The following is a 22,638-nucleotide window of genomic DNA, read 5'->3' on the forward strand; positions in this document are numbered from 1 at the left end:
CTCCCACCCTACGAGAAGCAAGTTATATCACCCAGTTGGTGAATCTCGACTTCTCTACGAGACGCTCCGCGAACGCTCGATTACCGCGCAGTCAAAGCACATCCTCACTACTTCCTCACAAGAATATCCCCTGGTTGGTAAACCAGGAGTTATGCACAGGTTAAAAGCAATTTTACAAGCGTTGGAGTAGGTTTAAGCCGTGGGTATCAGTACCGCAAGTATTGTAAAGTCCGTACTCTTGGGCTAGGTTTTGTACTTGTTCTGATTCAATTACGCTTGGCTTCCAAGGGTTGGGGTTGTTGTAGGCGTAGAATGTCTCTACACCATCAATCCCGTATTCTACAGCAGCCGGAATTAAATCAAAGTGCGATCGCCGATAACGTGCAGGGTGTGCTAATACTGCTATTCCTCCAGCTGCATGAATAGCATCAATTACATTACCCGCTTGATATTCTCTATCTGTAGCCGGCTTTCTTTGCAGATAGGGTTTGATCCGAGAATGTTCTGTTTGGAACGCATAAGCCAAAATATGCACTTCTATATCTAACAGGTTGGCGTTAATTTCTACACCACTCCATAGATGAGGAGTTGCTACACCAGGATTATTCCATCTCCAATTTTCTAACCAAGCAAGTCCTGCTTCATACCCCCCTATCGTATGATGGTCAGTGATAGCAAAGCCCTGTAGTCCGATAGCGATCGCCTGCTCTAACAACACATTAGGCTGTAATTTGCCATCCGAATAAACTGTGTGCATATGAAAATTAAATAACTTCGGACAACTTTGAGCATCAATTGTCTGAAATACTTGCTTTAATAGTTCGGTGGAAGCAGATGTCCGGGCAAAATTGATAACCATAACCCCCTCTAAATAAAAATACTCGAATTCTGACAGACCAGCACACCATACCTATAAAAGAGACATAACTAGCACTTACGATTAGTGCTAATAGTTAATTCCTCTAGTAAATCAATTGAAATTTTGCAATATGTTAAGACTACGTTAGCAAATCTCAATGGTTCTGGTCATGAGTATTTTCAATCACATTCATAAGGAGTAGTAACAAATATTGCTATATTTCTGTTTTATTACTTAAGCAAATATTTAGGTAAATAATAACTTTTATCAGGAAATAGCCAATTATTAAGCCATAAAGCAACATTTATATTTGTAGCAAAAAAAACATAAATTTTATAATCTTCACAATTTATTTGGTTTGTAGTGAGTGCTTTAGAGCTTCAAATATAGAGGAACTAAAGCACTCCTAACTAACACATTTTATAACCTTTATATAGCAAGGCTTTTAGCTAAACAAGAAAAATGTGTTTGTTTTATTCGTGGCGAGGGGGTTTAATACTTTTGACTTTTGACTTTTGACTTTTGACTTCCCCCTTGTGGGGCGCTCACTACAAACACATGAATATTGCAACTGTGACACGACAGATTACTATTACAAAACGGCAAAAATCAAAATGCTGTTTCTAAGACTTCAAAATTAAAAAACCTCATCTTCAATACCACGCCACCATTCGCCTAAATTCATCAAATCTTCGTGAATATCAGCTAATTCCCTAGCATAGACATCCTCTGGAATGATATCTCGATTTTCCTGTAATTTTTTCAAGCGTAGTTGCACCAGTAGCCACGGCTTGGCGATGCTATTGGTTGATTCCATGTATTGTGCTAATTCTTTGCTATCCATGTATTTTTTATGATGATTGTTCAACTACTTCTTTTGACATCCTCACCGCCCTAAAAGTGCAGTGAAACCTAAACCTCACGATTTAGGTTTCTGTTTCTTTCCATTGCTGGTTTTTCGCAACTGCCCTTTAGCAAAATGTCTATCAGGTCTTATGTTCGCTCCACAGACGGTAACGGTGTGTCCCACCGCCAAAATATTCTTAGCTGCGTTGATATCCCTGTCGTGGTGCGTCCCGCAGTTGGGACAATCCCACTCCCTGACATTCAACGGCAATTTTTCAACAATGTGACCGCAGTTACTACAGCGTTTAGAACTGGGAAACCAACGGTCAATCTTGACCAAGGTTCGACCGTACCACTTGGCTTTATACTCCAGTTGCCTCACTAATTCGCCCCATGCAGCATCACTTATGGCACGGGCAAGTTTGGGATTTTTGACCATGTTCTTAACTGCCAAGTCCTCAACTACTATCGTTTGGTTTTCACGAATCAGTCGAGTGGTCAGTTTGTGCAAATGGTCTAGTCGGGAATCGGAAATTTTAGCTTGAATTTGAGCTACTTTGAGTCTCGCTTTATCTCGATTTCGAGAGGCTTTCTGTTTACAACTCAAAGACTTTTGCGCTTTTCTCAACTTTTGATAGTGTTTATCAAACGCTTTGGGGTTAGCAATCTTTTCACTCGTACTTAGGGTAACAAGGCTACTCACCCCAACATCCAGTCCAACAGCACTATCAATGGGCGGCAAAGTTTCGTCAGTTGGATCATTAATTCTCAAACTGACAAACCAGCGTCCAGAAGGCTCAAGCCTAACTGTGATAGTGTTAGGTTCACATCCGGTTGGAAGTTGTCTAGACCATTTAATAGCCAATTGTTCGGAAGACTTCGCCAAGTAGACCTGTCCATCCTTCCACCGAAAAGCAGACTTGGTAAACTCTGCGCTACCTCCACTACGTTTCTTTTTAAAGTTGGGGTATCTACTCCTACCCGCAAAGAAGTTGGTAAACGCGGTTTGCAGATGCCTCAATCCTTGCTGCAGTGGCACACAGCTTACCTCATTCAAAAACTTGAGGTCTTCAAGTTTTTTCCACTGCGTCAACATAGTCGAGGTTTGGGCGTAATCTACTCGCTCCTGCCTCTCGTACCAAGCTTCCGTTCTCGCTGCCAACGCTCGGTTAAAAACCAACCGCACGCAACCAATTGTCCGGCGCAATATTTGTTCTTGCTCGGAGGAAGGGTAAAAACGGTAGCGGTAGACTTTTTCCATGCTTCACATTTTACCACATTCCCTGTAAAGCCGTCCTTTTAGGACGGGGTTTCTACCTATTTTTCTGATGATAGGTGAGGTAATTTTTTATTAGTCATTAGTCCATAGTCAACAGTCCATAGTTATGCTCGCTCATCCCCCTCATCCCCCCACGCACCTAAATAAAGAGCAAAACAGCCACGACTTAATCGTGGCTGCTTGTTTTGTTGGAAAATCAATCAATTATTTTGCTTTAGAGATTCAGCAAAAGCCATCATCTCACCGATAATTAAGCTTTAGCGTAATTTCCAGCAGCAAAATCCCAGTTAACCAATTGATCTAGGTAATTCTTGATAAAGGCTGGACGAGCGTTTTTGAAGTCGATGTAATAGGCGTGTTCCCACACATCCAGAGTTAGAAGTGCTTTTTGTCCGTAAGCCAAAGGATTTTCGGCGTTTGGGGTTTTAATGACTTTGAGTGTACCACCATCATCAATTAGCCAAGCCCAGCCGCTACCAAATTGAGTAGCAGCAGCGTTGGAAAATTCTTCTTTGAATTTGTCAAAGCTACCAAAGTCTTGGTTAATCTTGTCTGCGAGTTCACCTGTAGGTGCGCCACCGCCTGATGGTTTGAGAGAGTTCCAGAAGAAGGTGTGGTTCCACACTTGAGCAGCGTTGTTGAAAATCCCCGCTTTGGAGGAATCTCTAAAGGAGGTTTTGATGACTTCTTCTAAGGATTTATCAGCCAGTTCTGTACCATCGACTAGCTTGTTCAAGTTATCTACGTAGGCTTTGTGATGTTTGCCATAGTGATACTCGAAAGTCTCACCTTTCATGCCATATGGCTCTAGAGCATTAAAATCGTAGGGTAGTGGTTCCTGTACAAATGCCATTTTGTGAAGTCCTCTCTTTACCAGTTTCCATGCAAAGGCTATTGAGCAGCCTGGGAATTACAGGTTTGTGCTAGGTAGTTTTATATCTGTCTTGCTGGGATATAAAACTTAACATCGTCATTCTACTACCAAAGTGAAGATTCAGACAAAATAGTTTTTTTTCATAAGTCAAAATCTAGCTAATTAAAGATTATAAATAAAAACAGCTAATACTTTTTATGTAAGGGTTAACAAGAAACTGTTGAGATGAAGCTTATTGATGAACAGTATAGGTATTTGTTTTTCCAGTGATGGATTAACCAATGTTTAGTTTCTTAAATTCATACCATTTCTGTATGAAGCTACGCTAAATTATCAGCAAGGGAGCATTTGGTAGAAACGTGATGGGTCGGAGATTGTAAGTCGAGATTCAAGAAAGCGAAGAAGAATTGGAAAAGCAGTTAAATATGCGACACAAGGAAGCAGCAAGGAAAGATTGCAAATGCTCTACTGGCTAAAAAGTGGTCAAGTCAGAAGTAGGCGATCGTTAGCAGATGTTGCCAACCCTGGAGCGATCGCAAAAATACAAGCCATAGTCCACCGCACATTGCAGCAGTGTCTTTCCGGCTACAAAGAATACTCGTATCAACTTGAGCAACTAAGTACAAGCAAATAGCAGAGTAAGCAGCAGTTTACAGATTATTAACCACTTGACTAAAAGGCTATCTTTTACGCCAAGTAGTTGATACTATTCTTGTGATTGATTTGACAGCATTTTGTACCGATAGTATCTTCCAATCGGTCACAAAATTTTAATTGATTTCCGCCTGGGTTGGAGATTGAGAAGGTTGACATTGCTGCAATTGAGTAAGCTTTGATCAATTATCAGTGAGGTGGATTGTTCTTTGGTACTGTGTTAAAAGACTGTACATCGAACATTTGCTTCCCGCAACTCTTGAGCAGGGGAAACTAAGTATTTATACGGGGTTTAACAATTGTGCTGTTAAGTAGAATCGAACAGTGACAAAGACAGGGTGAAATATGCCTTTGCAAAAAGCTCATTCTCAACCAAGCTCCACCTTCAGTAATTCCCAAACACCTCAAGCACCATCACAATTTGCGTCTAGACCGTTTGGTATCCAAGTGCAAAACATCAGCATACAGAGGCAAATGGAAGATGCCGCCTTTGCCGAACAAAAGATGGAAGCGACAAGGCTGGAGATACAGGCCAAGCATGGCACTATTACACCCGAAGGACAAGAACGCCTAACACTGCTGCAAGCCAAGATGCACGAATTATTGCTGGCAAGATGCAATAATGCAGCTAAGTATGGGAATAACATTGAGCGCATTGCCATTAGAAGACCCGATTCATCATCCCCAGTACAAGCCAAGCTGACCATCGGGCAACCAGGGGACAAGTATGAGCAAGAAGCAGACGATACTGCACGTCAGGTAGTGCAACGGATTCATCAGCAATCAAATCAGCAAGTTCAACGAGAGGTTGAAACTGAAGAAGAACAATTGCAAACCAAGTCAGTAGACAATATTCAGCGTCAGGAATTGTCCGTTGATGAAGAATTACAGATGAAGCCGATGGTGCAGAGAGTAGCTGACGGTGGTATGGCGGCATCAGTCGATGTGGAAGCGGGGATACAAAGGGCAAGGGGTGGTGGACAGCCTTTGGCAGACAGCATCAGAGAACCGATGGAACAGGCGTTTGGGGCTGATTTCGGGGGTGTCCGTATACATACTGATGCTACTTCAGATAAATTAAATAAATCAATACAAGCTCGTGCGTTTACCACGGAGCAGGATATTTTCTTCCGTCAGGGTGAATACTCGCCTGGGAGTAATGTAGGCAAGGAATTGTTAGCCCATGAGTTGACGCACGTTGTTCAGCAGAGTGGGGGTGTAGTACAACCTAAAGTTCTACACTCAGCACCGAAAGAAAACAAAATCCACACAAAAGAAACTGCCGAGTCTGGGCAAGCCCTTCAAACGCGGGAAAGTTCACAAAACGCAGAGCAGGCAGACACAACAAATAATACAGACACAGCAGAAGTAAAAACAGATACAGAAGATAGAGAAAAACAGAAGCAGACTACAACACAAAAGCATCAAACTCCGTCTGCACCACCAACAGATATAGGTAATGGGACAACAGATCCACCCCCGACCAAAAAAGATGATGTAGTCGCAAACACTTTTCAAAATCAGTCAGGGAAAAACAAACAGGCTCAGGATAATCAACTAAAGCAGGTACAATCAGTTAATGCTAATTCTTCTACACAAGCGATCGCTTCCCCTCAGAAAAGTGCAGGGTTGCCAATAAACGCAGATGGCGCTACAGGTGAATTATCACAAACCGAAACAGGCGATAGTGAAAAATCTCCAGCTTCTGCTAAAGCTGACCCAGAATTTGTGGCAGTAGTCAACACAGCTAAACAAGTTGCCCTTGAACACAAACAACACGCACCAGCGCATACTAAAGCTGTCCAAGCGCAAGCGGCAGCCGAATCTCCAGCCAATGAAGTCCCAAGCAAGGCACAAGCCAATCAAGTAGAAGAAATGGGACAAACCCCAACTCCAACATTTGATACGTCAGCCTTTAAAGCCAAACTGATGCAGCGCATCGCTGACACGGCTCCTAAAAATCTCAAAGAAGCAGACGAGTTTAAAAATAATAATCAACTAGGCTCAGTTAAGAACGATTTGAGCGCTCAGGTCAAACAAGAAAAACAAAATTCTCAAGGTCAACTAGAGCAGAAAACAAAACAAGCACCAGATACCAGTGGTATTGAACCAAAACAAGTAACCCCACTCTCCGCATCTCAACCAGGGGTAGCACCTTCAAAAATTGGTGCAAATAAAGCCACACCTAAATCGAAAGGTCGAGGTGAAGTGGAAACACCACTGCAAAATGACAGTAAAAAGCTCGACCAGCAATTGGCTAAAGCCAAAATTACTGAGGAACAGTTAACAAAATCTAACGAACCTCAGTTCCAACAAGCACTAGCAGCCAAACAAGAAGCGCAAACAAATGCTGTAGAATCACCCCAAAAATATCGTCAGCAAGAACAAGGCATACTAACTAATGCTCAAGCTACTGCGGAAGCTACAGCCCAAAACCATCTACAAGGGATGCACAGTATCCGCACTCAGACATTCAATCAAGTAACAGATAAACAGGTAGGAGCTAAGGGGAAGGATGAGCAGACACGAGCGAAAATCGCTGGTGATATTAACAAGATTTATGAAAAAACTAAAATTCAGGTAGATAAAGCGCTTTCTGACTTGGATGCTCAAGTCATGCAAACATTTGATGCTGGTGCAGTCGAGGCGAAGAAAGCTTTCGAGGATTACGTTGACCAACGCATGAAAGCTTATAAAGATCAGCGTTATGGTGGGATTACCGGAAAAGGTCAATGGGTAGCCGACCAATTTCTCGGTCTGCCCTCGGAAGTCAACGCTTTTTATCAAGAAGGTCGTCAGTTTTACATCCAAAAGATGGATGGCGTAATAGACCAAGTTGTGAGCATTATTGGTAAAGGACTCACGCAAGCTAAAGCCGAAATTGCCACTGGTAAACAGGAAATTCAAACCTATGTTAATCAACTGCCACAAAACTTAAAAGCAGTAGGTCAAGAAGCAGCAACAGATATACAAGGGAAATTTGATGACTTAGAACAAAGTGTCAACAATAAACAAGATGAACTAATTGAAACCCTAACCCAGAAATATCAAGAAAATCTCCAAGCCGTTGATGCCCGTATTGATGAGTTGAAAGCAGCAAATGGCGGATTAATTCAAAAGGCTGCGGATGCTGTTGCCGGAGTGGTTAAGACTATCACTGACCTAGCAAAAATGCTGATGGAGGTTCTGGGACGAGTCGCTGGTGCAGTTGACAAAATCCTTCAAGACCCGATTGGTTTCTTGGGGAATTTGATTCAGGCACTCAAGCAAGGCTTCCAGGGCTTTATGAAGAACATTGCTAAGTACCTCCAGCAAGGTTTAATCGGCTGGCTGACTGGTACTTTGGCTGGGGCTGGGATTCAAATGCCTGAGAATTTTGACTCCAAAGGTATTTTTAGCTTGGTAACTCAGGTTTTAGGATTTACTTATGAGATAATCCGGGCGCAGGCTGTCAAGCGATTAGGCGAGAAAAAGGTCAGTCATCTTGAACAAAGTTTTGATATATTCAAAATCTTAGTCAGCCAAGGAGTAGGTGGTATTTGGCAGTATCTTAAAGACCAAATGGGCGACCTTAATACTTTGGTAATCGAACCGCTTAAGAATTTTGTCATTGAAAGAGTGGTTTTTGCAGGTATAGAGTGGGTGCTGAGTCTGTTGACTCCCGCTTCCGCATTTGTCAAAGCTGCCAAAGCAATTTATCAAATTATCAGCTTTTTCATGGAACGCGCCCAGCAGATTGCTGATTTAATTAGTACAATACTTGATGCAATTGTGGCGATCGCTTCTGGTTCTATCGGTGCTGCTGCCAAGGCAATTGAGAGTGCGTTAGCGAAGTCACTGCCTGTTGTCATTAGTTTCCTAGCAAGTCTTTTGGGCTTGGGTGGTATTGCAGGCAGAGTTCAGGCTATTTTCCAAAAACTGCGCCGTCCAGTCGAAAAGGCTGTTGATTGGATCATTGACAAGGGTGCGAAGGCTTTTAAGAAAATTGGTAACAAGTTTAACAATAGTAAGGCTGGTAAGAAATTCCACACCGTTAAAGACTCAGCGAAGGAAAAATATAAAGCTGGTAAGCAATGGGTTGAGGATAAGAAGGAGGCTGGTAAGAATTGGGTTGAAGGCAAGAAACAATCTGTTAAGGATAAATTTGACAAATTTGATAATAAGGTTAGGGATAAGTTTGGGTTTGGGAAGGATAAGGATAAGGAATCCCAGTTTGCTGAGGTCGATGTTCCCAAATCTCTTGTCATACCAAAACCTTTTTCTTTACAGAAAGTATCATCCAATTTAGCCCAACAGCTTGCCAGTACTCCAAATAATGTTGAGCTTCATGATGGTAAGGGAAATCCTAAACAGGAAACAAAAAAAATTCTTACCGAGCATAAGGACGCAAAATATAATAAATCTGTTGGACAGCTTACTCTACCGGGAATTCAACAAAGTGTTGTGGAGAATACCACAAGCCTTGACCAACTTGGAAAAGTTATAGCAAGCCAGACAGGCGTTCAAAAGGTTCTTCTAAGTAAAAAGGAAAAACTAATTGAGATCGGAGTTCAAATTAATCCCTATGAGACAGTCGGAACATTCTCTCTTGAAAACCTTACTCGTGGTACAGGGCAAAAAATTCTGCTATTAGGTGAAGCTAACTTCAGCTTCGCTAAATCTTTAGCTCAAAACATTGGTGGTCAAGGAATTGTAGCGACTTCATATGAATCTGGAGATGAAATAAAAAAGAAATATCAAGCAGCTAAAGGAAATATGCAAACTGTAGAGTCTCAAGGTGCTCAAATTTTCCACGGGGTAGATGCTCAGAATATCGATCCAAATATAGGAGGCCCTCCTCCTGAATTTCAATTTATTGTTTTCAATTATCCCTTTGTTGAAGGAGACAGACCTACAGCATCTGCACGAAATCGAGAAATGCTTGCGAAGTTCATGCAAAGCGCATCTAAGGCCCTCAGCAAAGGGGGAAAAATTTTTGTTACATCTAAACAATATTGGCTTTCTAGATTTCATTTAGAGGCTTCTGCTAAAGAAGCTGGATTAAAATGGGAAAACGCTATGGATTTCGATGCAGATAAGTTTCCTGGTTATGAGCATAGAGAAACTCATGAGGATAAATCTGCAAAGGGAACACAAAAAGGTGTCACGCTGACTTTCACGAAGTCAAGTTAGGAGCATTTAATCATGAAACAACATAATATTCATTCTTTGATTGATTGCTTAAGGACAATGGGGGAGCTTTACACAGACTATGGGCCAAAACATCCTATTGCAGCTAACATTACATTGCAACCTATTCTTGAAGAAGTGTATAAGCTTTATCCTTTTATTCAAAAAGATACTTATTACACCGAATTTTTGGAATGTTATGGAGGATTGAGTTATTCGCAACAGACAGATCTTCTATCCCTAGATGTTTTTGGTATCTCTAACGAAATTTCAACACATCTTTTGTATGATCCTGGGGAAGCTATTTCTTCAGACGGAGTTCTTACCTTTTGTTCAATTGCTCTTGTTCGAGACTTGAATAATCCTCGTCCTGATAAAATGCAAGGTCTTGGCTTTGGTTTTGAAGCCACAGGAAAACGTATATGGGGAGTTTACCGTTGCTTTGACTCTGAACCCTATCATTACTATTGCAATAACTTTTTGGAATTATTAGAACACTTTGTTAATACTAATGGACGGCTTATAGAAAAATCTACTTAACAAGATACGTGAATGCTATATTAGTTCAATATCATTATCCGAAAAGTTAGTGAAACTCTACGTTTTCGCACTCGCTTTTCTCCCTTATAAATATCGCTTTTACGGGGCTTAATGCCATGTTGCCATTTATAACGAGACTCATTAGACATTATTAATAAGCTACAGGGTTCCAGTAGAAGAGAAACGACTTCACCAGTTTGAGAATTAATAAAATCCATCACACAACTTGAGCCAAGGCTTAAAGAGGTAATTGTAGAACCAAAGCAAGGTACACAATCAATATGTGCTGAAATGCCTTGTCCTGGTTGGTATTCATTGACAATGAGTTGATCAGGTATGTTTGTGAACCATTTATCATTGAGAAGTCGTTGTCCTAGTTTTTGACCCCAATCAGGTAATTCTCCTATATACATACTTAAATCTACTGACCGTTTTGTGTAGTTATAGCGATAGCCATAGTGTTGCACTCTTCGTTTTAAATCACTTAACCAAGGTTGCTGATCAATAACAGATATTAAATAATCATGTTCTTGTTGTGAAATATAGTTAGGAAGATAAGTAAGCCCAGAAGGTAACATTTACAACTCTCATTAAATTATTTTATGAATTTACTTTTTTTATATTTTCACAATTGCTTAGTCCAAGGTGTAGGCAAAGCAACTAAAAAAAACTGTAACATTTTTTAGAGTTAGCAGGCTCTAATTTGGGAATAAAATTTAGTAAATGATGGCGAGTACCTTGTAAAGATAAAAAAATGCCCATAAGGTTACTACTGGGTCAAATAATCGCTTTTTGTATTTGATTTTTAACTTAGATATTGCTTGGTTAATTGCTGATTCTGGCAGTAATTCTTTAAAAGTTAGCCCCAAACCCTGACGCTCATTTATCCTTGAGGATTTGTACTCATAATGTCATAGTAGTTATCGTGTGTGCTTGCTCGTTCTCATCAAAGTATTTCACGGACGAATAAGCTTTTTCTACCAACAGGAATTTTTGGGCAACCTACATCGTTTCCCCATCTGCGATCGCCCTCTAGGCGGGCGGTTACGCCATCGCCGCTACCGATGCCATAACTGCGGAAGTAGGCATTAAAGCTGTAGCCCTTATTATACATAGCTTAGAGCTTTTCTTAGTGCCATTCCACCCAGTACCGCCGAACAGTGCGTTGAATCTCCCCGTTTAACCGGAACTGAGGAGTACAGGGAATTTCGAGTAACTGCTGCAATACCTCCTGAATCTCTTGATGACTCGGTTGTACTGATTTATCTACAGACTCAGGCAGCGATGGCTGCGCCAACGTCTGCGACGAACGCTTTCGTATTGCCGCACTGCATTACCCTCTCTCCCACTTCACCAACTCCCCATCCACAACGACATAACCCCACTGCGGACACTTCCTGACCAACCTCGTAATTACAATCTGCAAGGCGGGGTCATCGTTCCAGCACTCCATGAGAAAATCTAAGCCTGGGTTTTCCTTGAGTAACCCCGCCATCTTCAATTTCTCCATCCGCCAGGGTCTAGCCTTAGACCGTGCTGCGATCGCCTGTTGTATTCAACTTTTTCAAACCCTGTTACAGTAAGCATTTTTTATTTGCGGATGAGTCTGATGAAGCAAGCTAGTAGCTTCTGTATAATTTTTACTATTTTGAGTTTGATAACCAGTAGCTGCCAAACACCCACCATTGGCTCAAGCAGTTCCCAAGAGGCAGTTATGTCATCCAGTGCATCGCTAAAACCAAAACAACAAGCACAAAGGTTACTTCTTGTCTCTCAAAATGGCAAGATGGGATATATTAATGAGGCTGGTAAGGTTGTAATTCAACCCCAATTTAGTTTTGCTGAAGACTTTGATGAACAAGAACTAGCTGCTGTTAGAATTAAAGGCAAGTGGGGTTTTATTAATACTGAGGGAAAGCTAATTTTTAGCCCACAATTTGATGATGCCAATCCTTTTTTTGAAGGGATTTCACGGGTAAAAGTTCAAAGTAAGTGGGGAGCTATAGACCATAATGGAAAGCTTGTTATCAGACCACAATTTGATGAACTTAAAAACTTCTTTGAAGGACTAGCTGCTGTATCAATTGGTGGAAAGTGGGGCTATATTAACGCAAGTGGTAAGATAGTTATTCCTCCGCAATTTGATTATGCTAACAGTTTCTCAAAAGGGCTAGCACGGGTTCAAACTACTATTGGTTTTTGGGGCTATATAGACAAGACCGGAAAAATGGTAATAAATCCTCAGTTTGAAGAAGCTTTTGATTTTTCCGAGGAACTGGCGCTTGTAAGAATTAACAGTCAGTATGGATTTATCGACAAAACAGGGAAGCTAATTATCTCAGATAAAGAATTTATTTTTACTAGCCCATTTTTCCTCAATGGTTTGACATCTGTTGGAGTCCCTTCTGCCTACAAGGATGGTTTAGCAATTAGCTATAAGTTTGGCTTTATTAACAAAAATGGAAAGCTAGTAATTCCAGCACAATTTGATAGTGTTGAGAATTTTTTTGATGAATGGGCAGTTGTACGTATTGGCAACAAGTGGGAGTATATTAACACATTAGGACAAATTGTAATTAAACCTCAATTTGATGAAGCAGGAATTTTTATAGATGAACTTGCGGCGGTAAGAATTGGTAAGAAGTGGGGCTATATTAATAAAGCTGGAAAGCTTGTCATCACTCCACAGTTTGATCGTGTTGGAGGTTTTTCTCAAGGCATTGCGAGTGTATCGATTGGTGACAAGATGGGCTATATCAATAAAGGGGGAAAGTATATTTGGTATCCGAGTTTTTAAATATTTAAGTTCATCGTTTTATTCATCGGACTTACGCATTGAACTTATTCAGCTATCTCCTAATTTTCTTAACTTATGCCTTTAATAGTAGGATTTCATAAACAAAAATATATCTAAAGGTAGATGAATTTTATATCAAAGAATCTAAAATATTCAATACGTTTCTTATGTTCTAAATATAGCTGATTGTAAAGTTTTTTGCATGACATTTCAGGAGAGACAGCCATTGATTAGTAGGGGCGGGTTTATGAAGATACCAATCATAGATGAGAATATCTATAAACCCGCCCCTATTAACGACCATGTGCGGTAATTACCATTGAGACAAGCGTTGTTGATAGTAGTCAACAATTTTTGAGGTAACTTCTGAGATGCTGAGTCCATCTGTTTGCAGTTCAATAGCATCTACGGCTTTCTTCAGGGGGGAAACTTTACGAGTGCTATCTTTCCAATCACGTTCAGCGATGTCTTTTTCCAGTTGTTCTAGGCTTACCTCTGGTTGACCTTGGGTTTTAAAGTCCTGCTGGCGGCGACGAGCGCGTTCACCTACTGAAGCAGTTAAAAAGATTTTCACTTCAGCGTCAGGAAATACATGAGTACCAATATCTCTACCTTCGGCTACTAGTCCACCGCGTTTACCCCAGTTTTGCTGTTGTTTGACTAGTGCTTGACGTACAGCAGCTTGAGCCGCGATCGCCGATACTTGAGAAGTCACCTCAATTGAGCGAATAGCCTGGGTAACATCAGTATCATTAATCCACACCCGCACCGGGAATTTGATATCTTGGCTAGGAGTCAATTCTATTTTGCACTTGTTGGCTAATTCAGCGATCGCACAATCATCGTCAATGGCAATACCCTGTTGTAGCACTAACCAAGTGACAGCACGGTACATAGCTCCCGTATCTAAATAAACTAGACCTAGCTGAGTTGCCACTTGACGGGCGACGGTGGATTTTCCCGCACCGGCAGGCCCATCAATAGCGATGATAGGTTGGCGATCGCTCATGATGGTATTATCAATCAAACGGGTAGCACCAAGACGAGCTGCGATCGCGAGCATTCCTTCCTCCTGAATTTTATTTAATGGCATTAACGTAGTCGGATCAACTAATTCAATATATTCAACTAAAACACTACTAACCTGTGCTAATTCCTGCTGTACCACTTCTAGCAACCTACTGCGATCGCGAACACCAGCCTTAAAAGCAGCCTCAGCTTGCAACAAACCGCGATACAATACAGCTGCTTGCTGTTTTTCCTGGGCAGTTAAATACTGGTTACGAGAACTACAGGCCAAACCAGAAGCTTCTCGCACAGTCGCACAAGCAACAATTTCTACAGGCAAATTTAAATCAGCAACCAGCCGTTTAATCACCGCCAACTGCTGACCATCTTTCTGACCGAAATAGGCTCGATCAGGTTGTACCAAGTTTAAAAGCTTGGTCACAATCGTCGCTACACCCTGAAAGTGACCTAACCGAGAACGACCACACAAGCCAGATATCATAGCAGATGGAGGGATCACTTGTGTAACCTGAGACTCTTGTATATTTTTCTGCGGTATTCCCAATTCGTCCGGAGAAGGTGCAAAAATTGCATCAACTCCAGCTTGTTCGCACAATTGTCGGTCTTGTTCTAAAGTGCGGGGATAACGTCCATAATCCTCATTAGGGCCAAATTGCAGAGGATTGATAAAAATACTCACAATCACAGTCGAGTTTTCTTGCCGCGCCCGTTCAATCAAGCTTAAATGCCCTTGATGCAAATTACCCATTGTGGGAACCAGACCAATAGCCGTTTGATACCAACTGGTCATGCCATCAAGTATCTGTTCTTCTAATACTGTTACCTGACTTTCCCAGCGACGTTTAATTAAATAGCAGCGTAAAGCCGCAACTGTTGTCAACAGGCGCACAAAAAAATACCCCTAGTTCTTTATTGAGCCTCTTCCCCGTTAGTTTATATCTGAATTAGGGGCAAGAGATGAATGAACTAGAGGAATTGGGGGTTGGGCAAAGGGGAAAAGGAGAAACCTTTGCTCTTTCTGTGGAATATGGATTGGGGATTGGGGATTGGGGATTGGGGATTGGATATATTCTTTTCTTATTCTTATTACTTTTGTCTGAGTTCTGATTTTATTCCCTAGTCCCCAGTCCTCAGTCCCTAGTCCCTATCTTCCCAAAACTTCAATCCTTACTGGTGCAATACCACTGCCAATCATGCCTAGCATCCTGGCTGCACCTGTGGATAAATCAATCACCCTACCCCGAATAAATGGCCCTCGGTCGTTGATTCGCACTACCACCGAACGACCATTGCGGGTGTTGGTAACACGAACTCTTGTACCAAAAGGTAGACTACGGTGGGCAGCTGTCAGCCCATTGGGATTATATCTCTCACCTGTGGCTGTGGGTTTACCAGCGAAGCCATCTCCATGACCGTAGAAGGAAGCTATGCCTTGGAAGGTAAGTTTGATAGTGCTAGCAATTTGCTGTGGTATATTTGCTATGGGGTTTGATGACTTTGGCGATCGCCTCGGTAAATTAGCAACTTCTGTCAGAGGCGAAGCATTGCCTATAAGTCTGCGTAGACGGTTGGTAGCTTGCAACGCATCGTTAGCCAGATTATTGGTGGAGTCTGCTAGTCTGGTATTTTGATTGATTTCCACCAATTCTTGATTGTTGACTTTGATGGTGTAGCGGTCTGATTGTTGTTGACTGGAAGAATTTCTCTTTTGAGATTGGGAGGCAACTGCGGAGGGGTCTTGTCCTTTCCAACTGACGGTAATTTTGTCAGCTTTAACGTTATCCCTAATTAGCTGGTTGATTCTTGCTGCTACTAAACTAGCTTTCTTAACTGGATCATCATTCAATGAACGGTTCTGGTTTCTGGCATCCGCTAAATTCCCGATACTCGCCACTTGAACTGAGTTTTCTGTATTCGATTTGTACAACTCCGTACCCTCAGCACTTCCAATTGCACCGATTTTAGTTTCTGCACTGGCAACTGGCTTAGAACTCAAAAATGTGAGAACTGGAATTTGGCGGATAAATAGGGTTGCCGCCCTACGACCTCCAATGTTGTGAGGATGAATGCTTGTGATCACAGCATCCGAGGTTGTTTTGCCTTCTCTTGATTGAAACTCTCCTACCTTGACTACATCACTAGCTAAAATTTGTGCATCTGGTGCTGTGGTTTTAGTAGTTTGAGTCCGACCGACTGCGGGCGTACCCAGAACAGTTACAGAGAGGGCGACAATAGTCCACAAATGTCTTTGATTCATGCGTCCGATTTTAAAGCGACTGTAGAACAGCAGTTTTTTAACTCATCAGAGTTTGATTCACTTTGTAGTGGCGACTCCTAAGAGTTTGGTTCACTTTTTAGTGGCAACTCCTAAAAATGCAAACTCGTTCCGCTTTCACTTTCTTGGTTTGTAACTGCAACAGACTAACACGAACTTCTGGAGTTGGGGATCAGGGTTTTAGCGTAGAGATCGACCCTTTAAACAAATTTTGTTTCTGTGAACAAGGGTGAAACCTTGTTCAAACGCGGATTTTGCCTATGTAGCGTTTTTTTCGATCTACTAGGATTTTTTTTATAAAACTTCATAATTTCCTGATAGGAAATCACCTTTTAATTCATCTAAATTTTAAGTAATACTTCTAATATTTGATGTATTTTTTAATGCTTATTAATATTTTTAATAAAAAAATAGTAATTTCTTATACTACATTATTTTCTATCTAACTTGATGTCATTAATTTATTTTATACTTACTTCATATTAGCCTATAACCAAGATATGTCAATGGTTACAGAGGCGAAAATTTTGGAAAAATATACAAGTGAGTATTTACTACCATTGATTTTTTATGATACATGGATATGTATTCCTACTTTTAAATTTGTAAAAAAACGTGATATGGGTGACAACCAAAGGCAGTAAAGCTAAGTAAAAAAAACTTCCTAGTTTTGTAGCTATTTTGTTTTAATTTAAAAACAGAATTGCATAGTGAGATAATGGGGAATAAGGGGTTAGTTTGAGTAACCCGACCAACAAATGTATAAAAAATAACAGTTGTTGAAAAACCCCAAATTACTTAATAAAATTCAATTTTCGAGAGCAAGCTATTAGCTGATGACCAATAAAGTAAATCAAGGAGATTTGGAAATACTACCCTCCCCCCTGTTAACGGTGATTAATGATTTGCATTCTAAATACAAGTCATTAAAGGAAGGGATAGTAGCAAACTACATACCAGAACTAGCCAAAGTTGACCCGGATCTATTTAGTATTTCCATCGTTACGGTAGACGGTCAGGTTTATCAGGTAGGAGATTATCAACAACTTTTTACTATTCAGTCAATTTCTAAAGTTTTTGCTTACGGACTGGCTTTGGAAGACCACGGACGAGATTATGTGTTAACCAGGGTTGGTGTAGAACCAACAGGGGACGCTTTTAATGCGATTATTTTGGATGAGCAATCGAAGCGACCTTATAACCCGATGGTAAATGCTGGTGCGATCGCCACTACTAGTTTAATCAAAGGGGCGGGAGCAACAGAACGCCTCAATCGCGTACTGGAAATGTTTCGCCGCTATATCGGCCATGACGTATTCGTGGACATTTCCGTATTTACTTCCGAACGCAGCACCGGACACCGTAACCGAGCAATGGCGCACCTCATGCTCAACTTTGGCATGATAGATAAAAATATAGAAGAAGCCTTAGACCTATATTTTCAACAATGTGCTGTGATGGTGAATTGCCATGACTTAGCAGTGATGGCGGCTACCTTAGCGAACCGGGGCGTAAACCCAATCACAGGAGAACAAGCAGTAAATAGTAGATATATAAAAGATATCCTCAGCGTCATGTACACCTGTGGGATGTACAACTTTGCGGGCGAGTGGGCTTATAAAGTGGGGATTCCTGCCAAAAGCGGCGTTTGTGGCGGAATTTTAGCAGTTGTCCCCAATAAGATGGGCATTGCTGTATTTTCTCCACCTTTAGATATTAGAGGTAACAGCGTGCGGGGTGTGAAAGTTTGCGAAGAACTTTCAGGGCAGTTGGGGTTACATCTATTTGAATGTGGGAAATTTGGGACTGGGGAGTAGGGAGTGTCAGTTAACAGTTATCAGTGAACAGTGAATATCACCTGATAACTGTTAACTGTTAACTGTTAACTGTTAACTGATAACTGATTATCTCCTCAGCAGCAAATAATATAGTGAACCAGGGCCGCCAGTAACGCCTGCGCGATCGCCTGCTTGTTTGCCGGTTCCCATGAAGTAATCTACTCTGCCTGGGCCTTTGATGGCGTTACCTGTATCTTGATCTAAAACATAGCGGCTGACGGTGCGATACTCCATGCTGCCACTATCCGAGGGGAAGGGAATGGAAGTATGAATCAGCGCTAGTGCGCCTGGAGGCATTAAAGATTTATCGGTGGCAATGGAACGTTCTGCCGTCACTGGTACATTAATACTACCAGTAGCTGGTCTACTACCTGTTTCTTGGAAGAAGACAAATCTTTCCCAACGTGGCAGATAAACGTTCAGTTCCTCTGGTTGTTGGCGGAAGTAACTGATCATTTTTGGTAGCGTCATTCCCGATAAGGGCAGTTTGCCGTCTTTTGCCAGTTCTCGCCCGATACTAGTCCAGGGATAATCGGTTCCGCCGCCGTAGCCGATCGCAGTTTGGCCGCCATCAGCTAACTTAATTTGGGCAGAACCTTGAATTTGCACCATGTAGGCATCTAGGCGATCGCTAAACCAGAACAATTCATAACCACGCAACAGACCTTTATCCCCTTGTAAACCGTCTTCCCCTTCTAGTTGCAGCCTTGTGGGGTGTGGTTTCGGCCACTTGCTGAAATTAGAAGGTAATCGATAAACAGGATACTTATATATAGATGTCCTCACACGGCTAGCTTGATAAACTGGCTGGTAGTAGGAGGTAAACTTGACAGTACCCTTGCCATCGTTACCTACAGACTGGTAAAAAGCAAACTCTCGTCGCACAGCAGCTTGCAGTTCGGCGGGAGTTCTAGAGTTGACAACTAGTTGGCGGAAACGCAACAAACTCCGCCTGACACGAGTGAGGGTAATTCCTTTGACGGGATAATTTTGATAGATTCGTTTAGCGGTATTAGTTGTTAAATAACGCAGACTGTTATCAATTGACGCTAGTAGCGCTTGGCGGTCACTTGGTCTACCAATACCAAAAAGTTGCTCATCAAAACCCAAACAAGGATTTTGGGTAACACAATTATTGCCAACTTGTACAAGTGCGAGTGGCTGACTTGTTCCCAATGAGCGTAGTACAGGTTTGCTAGGGACTGGTGACGGAACATTAATCACCTGAGCTACTGCGATCGGACTTACACAAGCAATTCCCAGACTCAAGGAAACCAAAGCAAGGGTTTTTCTCATCATTCAGTTGAATCTTTCAACACTAGAACTAAACACAGGTTCTACCCGAATTGCCACAATCCGGGATGGGCGCACCACCATATACTCTCCCTGAATATTCTTGATTGGTACGCTAATAAAATCACTAGAACCACATTTGGGTACAAGCTCCCCACTATACCATTTTTGGAAATCCTGAATCGTGGGAAACCGGACTTCCTCACGATGACCACTTTCCAACATCAGGTGTACGGCGTATTCACTCGGCGTTCTCGGCATAAGGTTGAATCCCTAAAATTATGTTCAACCCATTGTTAACCACGTTTTACCAGAATGAAAAGGGTAAGCATACGGGGGAGTAATCAATTCAAAATTCGCGCATTCAAAATTCGCGCATTCAAAATTAAGAATCTCCCAGCACTCATCACCAGATACATCGCGCCGTGGAAGCCCCTACATTCATGTATGGGGGTAAGGCGCAGGTGATTTTAATCGCTGTTCAAAATACTTGTGTTTCATGAGATAATAACCCTGTGTCGAAATGAGCAAGGCACTGTGCAACCCCATAGAAACGGCTTCAGCCAGTAGACATAAAGACTGTCGCGTAGTCTTGATAGGGTAGAAACATATTGCTTGCTAATGGGCAAAACAATGTGTTTTTGGGGCGTGGGGATGAGTACATCCTCTTTAATCGTAACCGCGCCCAGAGGTTCGGGGGATAGTATTGCGAAACCTGAACAGGAATCCAACCGCTATTTCTCAGGGCTACTAAAAGCCCCCGGATTTATCCGTGGGGAATGCGTTACTCTCCAAATGTCCTAGCTATAGAAACTCATGAACCATTACTCCTAAGTTTTCCTTTCCGCCTATGACGGTTACTCACTAGGAGACGGTTCCCAAGAATTTTAAAGCCAGTAAATGTGTGAGTGGGTAGTGAAAACAACCTGTCAACTGACAACTGACAACTGTCAACTGTCAACTGTCTACCCTCCCACATGAATAGCAGGTCGCCTTTGGGGGTTCTTCTCTGCCCGGCGCAGGACTTCGCGGGTAACTACGGCGATATCACCTTCACCAAACAGGATAAAACGCAGCAAGTATTGGATGGGGTTTCCTTCTACCCAGCCGAAGTAAGCATGAGGGATTTTCCCGGTTTGATCACGTATATATAGAAGTAAAGCGGCGATCGCATTCGGTACGGCTGCACTCTCAGCGCGGAGGATGCGGTAATCTCCCACTTGTACGCCTTTGACTTTGATAACTTCAGCGAAGTCTGAAGCATCGGAGACGATGATTTCTAAAAAGAGAATGGGATCTGTTGGCGGAATATGGTTGTCATCGCGTACTTCTTTCTCTTTAGCACAATACTCTTGTTCATTGCCCTCACTCAATCGATTAGCAATGAGGCGAATTGCTCCTTGGCTTTCTTCGGCAAGGAATTGGTGCGCGAGTTCGTCAATTTCGATTTGTTCTACCCGTAACTCAGTTGACCGCCAAACGCGGGACACTAAGGAGGTAATAATAATTGTACCGATGAAGAACCCAGCAATTCTAATACCTTCTGGTCTTTCGATGATATTGACAATAGTTGTATATATAAATACAATCGTGATCATACCAAAGATAAATCTGCCTTTTGTGGAGCGCTGACGGTGGGCGGAGAGGGTGACGGCAAAGGCGGCGGAAGTGATTAACACTAAGACACCTGTAGCGTAAGCTCCTCCTTGGGCTTCGACATCTGCTCGGAAGATAATGGTAACTACAAAGGCGATCGCTGTATATACCAACACTAAAGGTCTGGCGGCTAATGCCCAACTGGGAGCCATACCATAACGTGGCAGGTAGCGAGGCACAATATTTAGTAGTCCTGCCATTGCCGATGCACCAGCAAACCACAGAATAGAAATGGTGCTGAGGTCATAAATTGTGCCAAAGCTGTTACCTAAATATAGATGAGCCAGATAAGCTAGGGCGCGTCCGTTGGCTTTACCACCTGTGGCAAATTCTGAAACTGGTATCAGCAAGGTGGTAATAAAGCTGCTGGTGAGTAAGAAGAAACTCATAATTAAAGCCGCCGCCGCCAGTAGCTTACGAGTATTACGAATGCGTCCTCTAGGGTGATCTGGAGTATCTTCGCTACTACCTTGAACCAAAGGCATAACGGTGACACCAGTTTCAAAACCTGATAAACCCAGTGCTAACCGGGGAAATAGCAAGATAGATACACCAAGGATGGTAAAAATATTGGAGTGACGGGCAAAAACTGCTGCTTGCCAATTGGCGATCGTTGATGGATTAATGAGAATTTGATACGACCCCACGCCAATGACAATTAAATTTAGCAGCAGATAAACGCTGACCAAAACCACTGCAATACCAATTGCTTCTCGAAAACCCCTCAAAAAAACTGCCCCTAATAACGATACTAATATCAGGGTAATAGCAATACTTTGATTATCGAATATATTTGGCGTGAGAGGATTTTCGATGATGTGGGCGGTAGCGTCAGCAGCCGATAGAGTAATTGTAATGATGAAGTCCGTCGCCACAAAACCGAGTAGACATAATACAAGTAATTTCCCTTGCCACCAAGAAAGCAAATGCTCCAACATGGCAATAGAACCTTCACCATTAAAACTTTTACCAGCAATGCGGCGATAAATTGGCAATGCACCAAAAAGTGTTAGTAAAACTAAAATCAAGGTAGCTATGGGAGAAAGAGCGCCTGCTGCTAATGCTGCAATACCTGGTTGATAACCAAGGGTAGAAAAATAATCTACACCAGTTAAACACATTACCTGCCACCAGGGATGCTTGCGATGTGCTTCTTCCTTACGGTAAGGGCCTTCTTTCTTGCTTCTGTCTTCTTCTAGCAACCAGTCCATCAACCGTCTGCCGAGATGTTTTGTGGAAATAGTTTGTTTAGCCATTAAACACAGTTTTGTTGTAGAAATAGCTGAGATGGAAATTCTGGAACTTTCAAGACTTACACAACGACATTCCCTAAGTTAGCAGGGTGTAAGGATTTGAATACATACAGTCCCATACTCCATTCGTTTTTATGCGTAAGCCCTAACTTAGATGAAAAATTTTCAACTACAAATATAGTAAAAGACTATAGACAAACAAATTTAAGGTCTATCAACGGACTACACCGCTACAACCTCTGTAATATCGCAGTTATGCACATAAGTTAGCCTCCG

18 protein-coding genes are annotated in these 22,638 nt (G+C 42.0%); 6 read left to right on the top strand and 12 right to left on the bottom strand.

Going from position 1 to position 22,638, the window contains the following annotated elements; genetic code table 11:
• Window positions 1-172 precede the first annotated feature (172 nt).
• The 4 genes from H6G83_RS10890 to H6G83_RS10905 all read right to left on the bottom strand — a co-directional run bounded on the left by H6G83_RS10890 (window position 173) and on the right by H6G83_RS10905 (window position 3,837).
• A complete protein-coding gene (locus H6G83_RS10890) occupies window positions 173-859 on the bottom strand; it encodes a PHP domain-containing protein (RefSeq protein WP_190471204.1) in 687 nt (228 codons plus the stop codon).
• 637 nt (window positions 860-1,496) lie between these two features.
• Entirely contained in the window at window positions 1,497-1,703 is a 207-nt protein-coding gene (locus H6G83_RS10895) for a hypothetical protein (protein WP_190471208.1), read from the bottom strand.
• A gap of 75 nt (window positions 1,704-1,778) precedes the next feature.
• A complete protein-coding gene (locus H6G83_RS10900; RefSeq protein ID WP_190471212.1) occupies window positions 1,779-2,966 on the bottom strand; it encodes an RNA-guided endonuclease InsQ/TnpB family protein in 1,188 nt (395 codons plus the stop codon).
• A 268-nt stretch (window positions 2,967-3,234) separates the two neighbouring features.
• Window positions 3,235-3,837: a superoxide dismutase [Fe] gene (locus tag H6G83_RS10905; RefSeq protein WP_190471214.1), complete on the bottom strand. Its 603-nt coding sequence runs from the start codon at window positions 3,835-3,837 to the stop codon at window positions 3,235-3,237.
• A 481-nt stretch (window positions 3,838-4,318) separates the two neighbouring features.
• On the opposite strand from H6G83_RS10905, the gene H6G83_RS10910 reads away from it, so the two are divergent.
• From H6G83_RS10910 to H6G83_RS10920, 3 genes are all read left to right on the top strand, one after another.
• Window positions 4,319-4,492: a hypothetical protein gene (locus H6G83_RS10910; RefSeq protein WP_190471217.1), complete on the top strand. Its 174-nt coding sequence runs from the start codon at window positions 4,319-4,321 to the stop codon at window positions 4,490-4,492.
• Window positions 4,493-4,857: 365 nt separating this feature from the next.
• Window positions 4,858-9,684: a Rossmann-like fold-containing protein gene (locus H6G83_RS10915; RefSeq protein ID WP_190471221.1), complete on the top strand. Its 4,827-nt coding sequence runs from the start codon at window positions 4,858-4,860 to the stop codon at window positions 9,682-9,684.
• Between the two features lie 12 nt (window positions 9,685-9,696).
• Window positions 9,697-10,221: a hypothetical protein gene (locus tag H6G83_RS10920; RefSeq protein ID WP_190471224.1), complete on the top strand. Its 525-nt coding sequence runs from the start codon at window positions 9,697-9,699 to the stop codon at window positions 10,219-10,221.
• A 20-nt stretch (window positions 10,222-10,241) separates the two neighbouring features.
• Here the strand turns inward: H6G83_RS10920 and H6G83_RS10925 are convergent, their stop codons facing one another.
• The 3 genes from H6G83_RS10925 to H6G83_RS10935 form a co-directional block, all read right to left on the bottom strand.
• Window positions 10,242-10,799, bottom strand: a complete 558-nt coding sequence (locus H6G83_RS10925; protein WP_190471227.1) for an alpha-ketoglutarate-dependent dioxygenase AlkB — start codon at window positions 10,797-10,799, stop codon at window positions 10,242-10,244.
• A gap of 368 nt (window positions 10,800-11,167) precedes the next feature.
• Window positions 11,168-11,335, bottom strand: coding sequence for a hypothetical protein (locus H6G83_RS10930; protein WP_190471230.1), 168 nt, complete (start codon window positions 11,333-11,335; stop codon window positions 11,168-11,170).
• Window positions 11,336-11,350: 15 nt separating this feature from the next.
• A complete protein-coding gene (locus H6G83_RS10935; protein WP_190471404.1) occupies window positions 11,351-11,518 on the bottom strand; it encodes a hypothetical protein in 168 nt (55 codons plus the stop codon).
• Between the two features lie 154 nt (window positions 11,519-11,672).
• Here H6G83_RS10935 and H6G83_RS35900 point away from each other — a divergent pair, with 154 nt between their 5' ends.
• Both H6G83_RS35900 and H6G83_RS10940 read left to right on the top strand, forming a co-directional pair.
• A complete protein-coding gene (locus tag H6G83_RS35900) occupies window positions 11,673-11,804 on the top strand; it encodes a hypothetical protein (RefSeq protein ID WP_277876317.1) in 132 nt (43 codons plus the stop codon).
• A gap of 131 nt (window positions 11,805-11,935) precedes the next feature.
• Window positions 11,936-13,018, top strand: coding sequence for a WG repeat-containing protein (locus H6G83_RS10940; protein ID WP_190471233.1), 1,083 nt, complete (start codon window positions 11,936-11,938; stop codon window positions 13,016-13,018).
• 313 nt (window positions 13,019-13,331) lie between these two features.
• Here the strand turns inward: H6G83_RS10940 and H6G83_RS10945 are convergent, their stop codons facing one another.
• Window positions 13,332-14,936: a bifunctional pantoate--beta-alanine ligase/(d)CMP kinase gene (locus H6G83_RS10945; protein WP_190471236.1), complete on the bottom strand. Its 1,605-nt coding sequence runs from the start codon at window positions 14,934-14,936 to the stop codon at window positions 13,332-13,334.
• Window positions 14,937-15,191: 255 nt separating this feature from the next.
• Window positions 15,192-16,304 carry a septal ring lytic transglycosylase RlpA family protein gene (locus H6G83_RS10950; RefSeq protein ID WP_190471239.1) on the bottom strand — a complete coding sequence of 371 codons (1,113 nt, stop codon included), beginning with the start codon at window positions 16,302-16,304 and terminating at the stop codon, window positions 15,192-15,194.
• Window positions 16,305-17,158: 854 nt separating this feature from the next.
• Between H6G83_RS10950 and glsA the strand changes: the two genes are divergently transcribed.
• Entirely contained in the window at window positions 17,159-18,139 is a 981-nt protein-coding gene (gene glsA / locus H6G83_RS10955; protein ID WP_190471243.1) for a glutaminase A, read from the top strand.
• A gap of 87 nt (window positions 18,140-18,226) precedes the next feature.
• Here the strand turns inward: glsA and mltA are convergent, their stop codons facing one another.
• The 3 genes from mltA to H6G83_RS10970 form a co-directional block, all read right to left on the bottom strand.
• Entirely contained in the window at window positions 18,227-19,459 is a 1,233-nt protein-coding gene (gene mltA, locus H6G83_RS10960; RefSeq protein ID WP_190471245.1) for a murein transglycosylase A, read from the bottom strand.
• Window positions 19,460-19,714: a hypothetical protein gene (locus H6G83_RS10965; RefSeq protein ID WP_067763798.1), complete on the bottom strand. Its 255-nt coding sequence runs from the start codon at window positions 19,712-19,714 to the stop codon at window positions 19,460-19,462.
• A 704-nt stretch (window positions 19,715-20,418) separates the two neighbouring features.
• Complete coding sequence (locus tag H6G83_RS10970; protein ID WP_190471248.1) at window positions 20,419-22,365, bottom strand: APC family permease; 1,947 nt, start codon at window positions 22,363-22,365, stop codon at window positions 20,419-20,421.
• Window positions 22,366-22,638: the final 273 nt, after the last annotated feature.

Source organism: Anabaena azotica FACHB-119, assembly GCF_014697625.1.
Classification (GTDB): Bacteria; Cyanobacteriota; Cyanobacteriia; order Cyanobacteriales; family Nostocaceae; genus Trichormus; species Trichormus azoticus_A.

Bases quoted from the DNA above. Each gene is read 5' to 3' on its own strand.
- H6G83_RS10930 (WP_190471230.1), bottom strand. From the start codon at position 11,335: ATGTATAATAAGGGCTACAGCTTTAATGCCTACTTCCGCAGTTATGGC.
- glsA (WP_190471243.1), top strand. From the start codon at position 17,159: ATGACCAATAAAGTAAATCAAGGAGATTTGGAAATACTACCCTCCCCC.
- H6G83_RS10920 (WP_190471224.1), top strand. From the start codon at position 9,697: ATGAAACAACATAATATTCATTCTTTGATTGATTGCTTAAGGACAATG.
- H6G83_RS10970 (WP_190471248.1), bottom strand. From the start codon at position 22,365: ATGGCTAAACAAACTATTTCCACAAAACATCTCGGCAGACGGTTGATG.
- H6G83_RS10905 (WP_190471214.1), bottom strand. From the start codon at position 3,837: ATGGCATTTGTACAGGAACCACTACCCTACGATTTTAATGCTCTAGAG.
- H6G83_RS10940 (WP_190471233.1), top strand. From the start codon at position 11,936: ATGTCATCCAGTGCATCGCTAAAACCAAAACAACAAGCACAAAGGTTA.
- H6G83_RS10965 (WP_067763798.1), bottom strand. From the start codon at position 19,714: ATGCCGAGAACGCCGAGTGAATACGCCGTACACCTGATGTTGGAAAGT.
- H6G83_RS10915 (WP_190471221.1), top strand. From the start codon at position 4,858: ATGCCTTTGCAAAAAGCTCATTCTCAACCAAGCTCCACCTTCAGTAAT.
- H6G83_RS35900 (WP_277876317.1), top strand. From the start codon at position 11,673: ATGAGAAAATCTAAGCCTGGGTTTTCCTTGAGTAACCCCGCCATCTTC.
- H6G83_RS10910 (WP_190471217.1), top strand. From the start codon at position 4,319: ATGCTCTACTGGCTAAAAAGTGGTCAAGTCAGAAGTAGGCGATCGTTA.
- H6G83_RS10890 (WP_190471204.1), bottom strand. From the start codon at position 859: ATGGTTATCAATTTTGCCCGGACATCTGCTTCCACCGAACTATTAAAG.
- H6G83_RS10900 (WP_190471212.1), bottom strand. From the start codon at position 2,966: ATGGAAAAAGTCTACCGCTACCGTTTTTACCCTTCCTCCGAGCAAGAA.
- H6G83_RS10895 (WP_190471208.1), bottom strand. From the start codon at position 1,703: ATGGATAGCAAAGAATTAGCACAATACATGGAATCAACCAATAGCATC.
- H6G83_RS10950 (WP_190471239.1), bottom strand. From the start codon at position 16,304: ATGAATCAAAGACATTTGTGGACTATTGTCGCCCTCTCTGTAACTGTT.
- mltA (WP_190471245.1), bottom strand. From the start codon at position 19,459: ATGATGAGAAAAACCCTTGCTTTGGTTTCCTTGAGTCTGGGAATTGCT.
- H6G83_RS10925 (WP_190471227.1), bottom strand. From the start codon at position 10,799: ATGTTACCTTCTGGGCTTACTTATCTTCCTAACTATATTTCACAACAA.